Origin of the sequence: Paracoccus sp. (in: a-proteobacteria) (assembly GCF_046462195.1) — a bacterium.
In the GTDB taxonomy this organism is placed as follows: Bacteria; Pseudomonadota; Alphaproteobacteria; order Rhodobacterales; family Rhodobacteraceae; genus Paracoccus.
This window is the reverse complement of record NZ_JBKGUN010000104.1, coordinates 1-3,829: the sequence shown is the minus strand read 5'-3', so window position 1 is coordinate 3,829 and position 3,829 is coordinate 1. Positions and strand designations below refer to the sequence as shown.

The window sequence follows — 3,829 nt, the reverse complement described above, 5'->3', positions numbered from 1 at the left end:
GGGCCGCCGATTTCTCTGGCCCTCAGGTAAGCCAAATCGTTAACTAAGAGTCAACAGAAATGAGAGCTTGGTAAGTCAAAAATGCCAGAACCTGTCTTACAATCGGATATGAAGGCCAATGAGGTGGACAAATCCTTGGTCGAACGGACCATGGAGGGAATTCGTGAACTGGTTCGGGCAAAGGGGCTGATGGCGGGCGATGTGCTGCCGTCGGAGACGCAGATGGCTCTGCAGCTTGGCGTGTCCCGCCCGGTGATGCGGGAGGCCATGCGCGGCCTGGCGACCTTGCGGATCATCGCGATTGGCAATGGCCGGAAAGCCCGTGTGGCCATGCCGGACGCGTCATCGCTTAGCGTTGTTCTGGACCATGCCTCGTACACAGGCGGCGTGAGCATCCAGCAGATCCTCGACGCCCGCCGGACGCTGGAGGTGCGGACGGCCGGTCTTGCCGCCATGCGTCGCAGTGAGAACGACCAGCGCCAGCTTGCGCAGATTGTGCAGGAGATGTTTGATGCTCTTGAGGCGGATCAGACAGCCATTCGGGAGCTGGATATCCGGTTTCACGAGACCATAGCCCGTGCGTCCGGAAACCCACTCTACTCCATTCTGGTCGAGAGCTTTCGGGTCATCACACGCCAGACCTGGCAAATCGGGTGGCGCTCCAGAGCGACCTATGAGAACCGGCTGGAGAACATTCGCTGCCACCAGCGGATCATGGAAGCCATTGCGGAGCAGAATGCCGAACGCGCCGAAGCCCTGATGGATGAGCACTTCGCGGGTGCGGTCGCCGTGCTATTGCGTGCCGGCATCGTATGATGCCACTGTTGGAAGGACATCGCTCACCGAGGTTCGGTTTCGGAGCCACGAATTCTCCGGCCGGAAGGCCATAACCAGTCACGCTTTGCCCGATCTTGCGGCTACTGTCGTGCGGTGTGGTGAGTAAGATCACTGCAGTGAAACGACCAGATCTCGCAGCCTGCAGCCTGTCCCGTCAGCCTGCTTTTTCTCAGCAGCCGGCCGCTCATCAAGCTTTCAGAGGGGATCAGCCCGTGGGGGCCGATCCTGATGTAGAGGTGAGCAGCGGGAGGTCAAGCGACCGTCGCATGCGAAAGGGCTGCCTCTACCCCTCGCAGTTCGGCCAAGCCCTTGAGGCGTCCGATTGCCGGATAGCCCGGCTGGCCACCTCGGCCGATATCATCCAGGATATCCTGCCCATGGTCGGGTCGCATCGGAATGACCGCGTCTTCGCGGCCCTCCTTCTGGCGGCGCGCTTCTTCGCGCAGCACAGCCGCGATTAGTTCGACCATGTCAGTCTGCCCCCCTAGATGCTCATCCTCAAAAAAGGACCCGCGGATTGAGTCCGTGTCACGCCGAACATTGCGCAGATGCAGGAAGTGCACCCGATCCCCCAAGCGGTCCATCATGCCAGGCAAGTCATTGTCAGGCCGCGCACCCAAAGAGCCAGAGCACAGGGTGATCCCATTCGCAGGCAGATCAACGGCGGCCATTCGTTCAGCATAGTCCGCTTCCGTTGACATGACCCGTGGCAGTCCCAACAGGCCGAAAGGCGGATCATCAGGATGGCAGCAAAGGCGCATGCCGATGTCTTGCGCGATTGGAGCGACCTGCTCCAGGAACGCGTGGAAATTCTGGCGCAAAACCACGTCGGTCACCGGCGCATAACTTTCCAGAAGGGCGCGCACATCTTCCAAGCCAAAACTTTCAGCCGCGCCCGGGAGGCCGAAGACAACATTGCCTGCAAGCTGCTCGCGGCGAGCATCATCCATGGCCGCAAAGCGCCGGGCCGCTTCTTCCCTGATCTCCTCGGGGAAATCCTCGGCCGCGCCCTTGCGCTGAAGGATATGGATGTCGAAGGCGGCAAAGTCGACATAGTCGAACCGCATGCAGGTCGCCCCGTTCGGCCGTCGCCAGCTGAGGTCGGTGCGTGTCCAATCCAACACCGGCATGAAGTTGTAACAGATCACACTGATCCCCGCGTCCTTCAGATGGCGCATCGAGGTGATCCAGTTGGCGATATGCTCGCGCCAGTCGCCGGTCTGGGTCTTGATTGCCTCGCTGACGGGCAGGCTTTCGACCACGTCCCATCCCAAGCCAGACGGCGCCCCATCCTTCATTACTGAAAGAAGTCGCTGACGTTCAGCGATCTCTTCCGGTGTCCAGACCGCCCCTGTGGGGATGTGATGGAGCGCCGTCACAACGCCCTGCACCCCTGCCTGAAGCATATCGTCAATGGACACCCGGTCACGCGGACCAAACCATCTCCATGTGTGTCGCATTGTTATCTCCCTTCCTACAGTTCAGGCCTCGAAATCCAGTTGCACCTTCACGGCCTGTGTGCGGTCACCTGCCATATCGAAGGCCCGCACCGCCTCGGAAGCGGGCAGAACTTGTGTGACAAGCGGCGTCAGATCGATCTCGCCTGCGCCGATCATTCGAACGGCATTGACGAATTCGGTGTCGAAGCGGTGCGTGCCGACAAACCTGAGCTCCTTCCCCACGATCAGGTTCAGCGGCAAGGGCGTGCTTCCTCCCACCCCAAGCTGCACAACCGTCCCTTGCGGCCGGGTCACGCCGATGGCTTGCGCAATGGCGTGCTGGTTGGCTGAACACTCCAGCACAACGTCAATTTTCCCTTTGCCCGTCGCATAGTCGGCAAGAGCGTCAGGATCTTGCGCAACGTTGGCCACGCGATCAGCGCCCATTCGCTGCGCCACACCCAAGGTGAAGTCCTGAACATCCGTCACGACGATCTCGGCTGCCCCGCGGAGACGTGCCAGGGCTGTACAGATCGCACCGATAGGCCCGGCCCCCGTCACAAGAACGCGCTGCCCCTCAAGGGATGGAGCCACGGACAGGGCGTGCAAGCACACCGCCAGGGGTTCGGCCCCTGCTGCTGCCTGCGCGTTACTGCCCTCTGCCACGGGAACACATTGTGCGACAGGATGAGCCAGACGGGTGCGGAAGAAGCCGTTTTCATGCGGCAACCGCATGGCGGAGCCATTGAAGCGCATGTTCAGGCAGTGACGTTCCTCTCCGGCCAGGCAGAATTCGCATTCGCCGCACGGCCGGGACGGACACAGGGCAACCAGTTGTCCTGGCTGAAGGCCAGAGCCCTCGGGCGCTTGCTCGACCACGCCTGCGGCTTCGTGGCCGAGGATGATGGGTTCGCGGACCCGCACCGGGCCAAAACCACCGTCATGATAATAATGCAGATCAGATCCGCAGATACCCCCGCGCAGGACACGGACGATGGCTGCGTCAGGCGCAACTGCGGGTTCGGGCAAATCCTCCACGCGCAGGTCATGGGCCGCGTAAAGGCGACAAGCGAGTTCGATCATATCAGGTGCCTACGGTTCTGGTTGTGGGAAAAGGCCGCAATCGGATCACTCACGTCGTGCTCGCAGATCCAGCAGCTGCGCGTGTCACATGGTGATGAACCCGGCCCTTGAACGAGGAAGCGAGCACGGCAGCACTACGATCCCGGGTGTGGTAGCGATGGTCGCTGGCGAGGGAGGCCTCGAGAGCGGCATGATCCGGATAATCGACAGCGAGAACCATGAGGATTTCCGGTGCATCGGCATCGCGCGTATCAGCGAATGTCAGGCGGGTGCCGATGCTGTTGGGCATTGCCTGCCATAGCGGAAGAAGCTCTTCCTCGATGAGCCGGCGGAAGCTGTCATCGTCAAGGAGGGCTTCGCCTTCAAAGAATACGTAGCGAGTCAACATGAGGTTTTCCTTTAATCGATCATCGGCAGCAGCTTGTTGATGCTGTCCTTGGCGTCACCATAGAACATCCGCGTGTTGTCCT

4 protein-coding genes are annotated in these 3,829 nt (G+C 60.7%); 1 reads left to right on the top strand and 3 read right to left on the bottom strand.

Annotated features, from left to right (window positions below; all coding sequences use genetic code 11):
* Positions 1-123 precede the first annotated feature (123 nt).
* Positions 124-816, top strand: coding sequence for a FadR/GntR family transcriptional regulator (locus ACLHHB_RS06725; RefSeq protein WP_410217506.1), 693 nt, complete (start codon positions 124-126; stop codon positions 814-816).
* A gap of 272 nt (positions 817-1,088) precedes the next feature.
* Here the strand turns inward: ACLHHB_RS06725 and uxuA are convergent, their stop codons facing one another.
* From uxuA to ACLHHB_RS06710, 3 genes are read right to left on the bottom strand one after another with little or no spacing between them, the layout of a single operon-like run.
* A complete protein-coding gene (gene uxuA, locus ACLHHB_RS06720; protein ID WP_410217505.1) occupies positions 1,089-2,297 on the bottom strand; it encodes a mannonate dehydratase in 1,209 nt (402 codons plus the stop codon).
* A gap of 21 nt (positions 2,298-2,318) precedes the next feature.
* On the bottom strand, positions 2,319-3,359 hold the full coding sequence (locus tag ACLHHB_RS06715; RefSeq protein ID WP_410217504.1) for an L-idonate 5-dehydrogenase: 1,041 nt from the start codon (positions 3,357-3,359) through the stop codon (positions 2,319-2,321).
* A gap of 49 nt (positions 3,360-3,408) precedes the next feature.
* The gene (locus ACLHHB_RS06710) at positions 3,409-3,747 is read right to left on the bottom strand and encodes a hypothetical protein (protein WP_410217503.1); all 339 of its coding nucleotides are present in this window, start codon (positions 3,745-3,747) and stop codon (positions 3,409-3,411) included.
* Positions 3,748-3,829: the final 82 nt, after the last annotated feature.

Coding starts and splice junctions, on each gene's coding strand:
- uxuA (WP_410217505.1), bottom strand. CDS start 2,297: ATGCGACACACATGGAGATGGTTTGGTCCGCGTGACCGGGTGTCCATT.
- ACLHHB_RS06715 (WP_410217504.1), bottom strand. CDS start 3,359: ATGATCGAACTCGCTTGTCGCCTTTACGCGGCCCATGACCTGCGCGTG.
- ACLHHB_RS06710 (WP_410217503.1), bottom strand. CDS start 3,747: ATGTTGACTCGCTACGTATTCTTTGAAGGCGAAGCCCTCCTTGACGAT.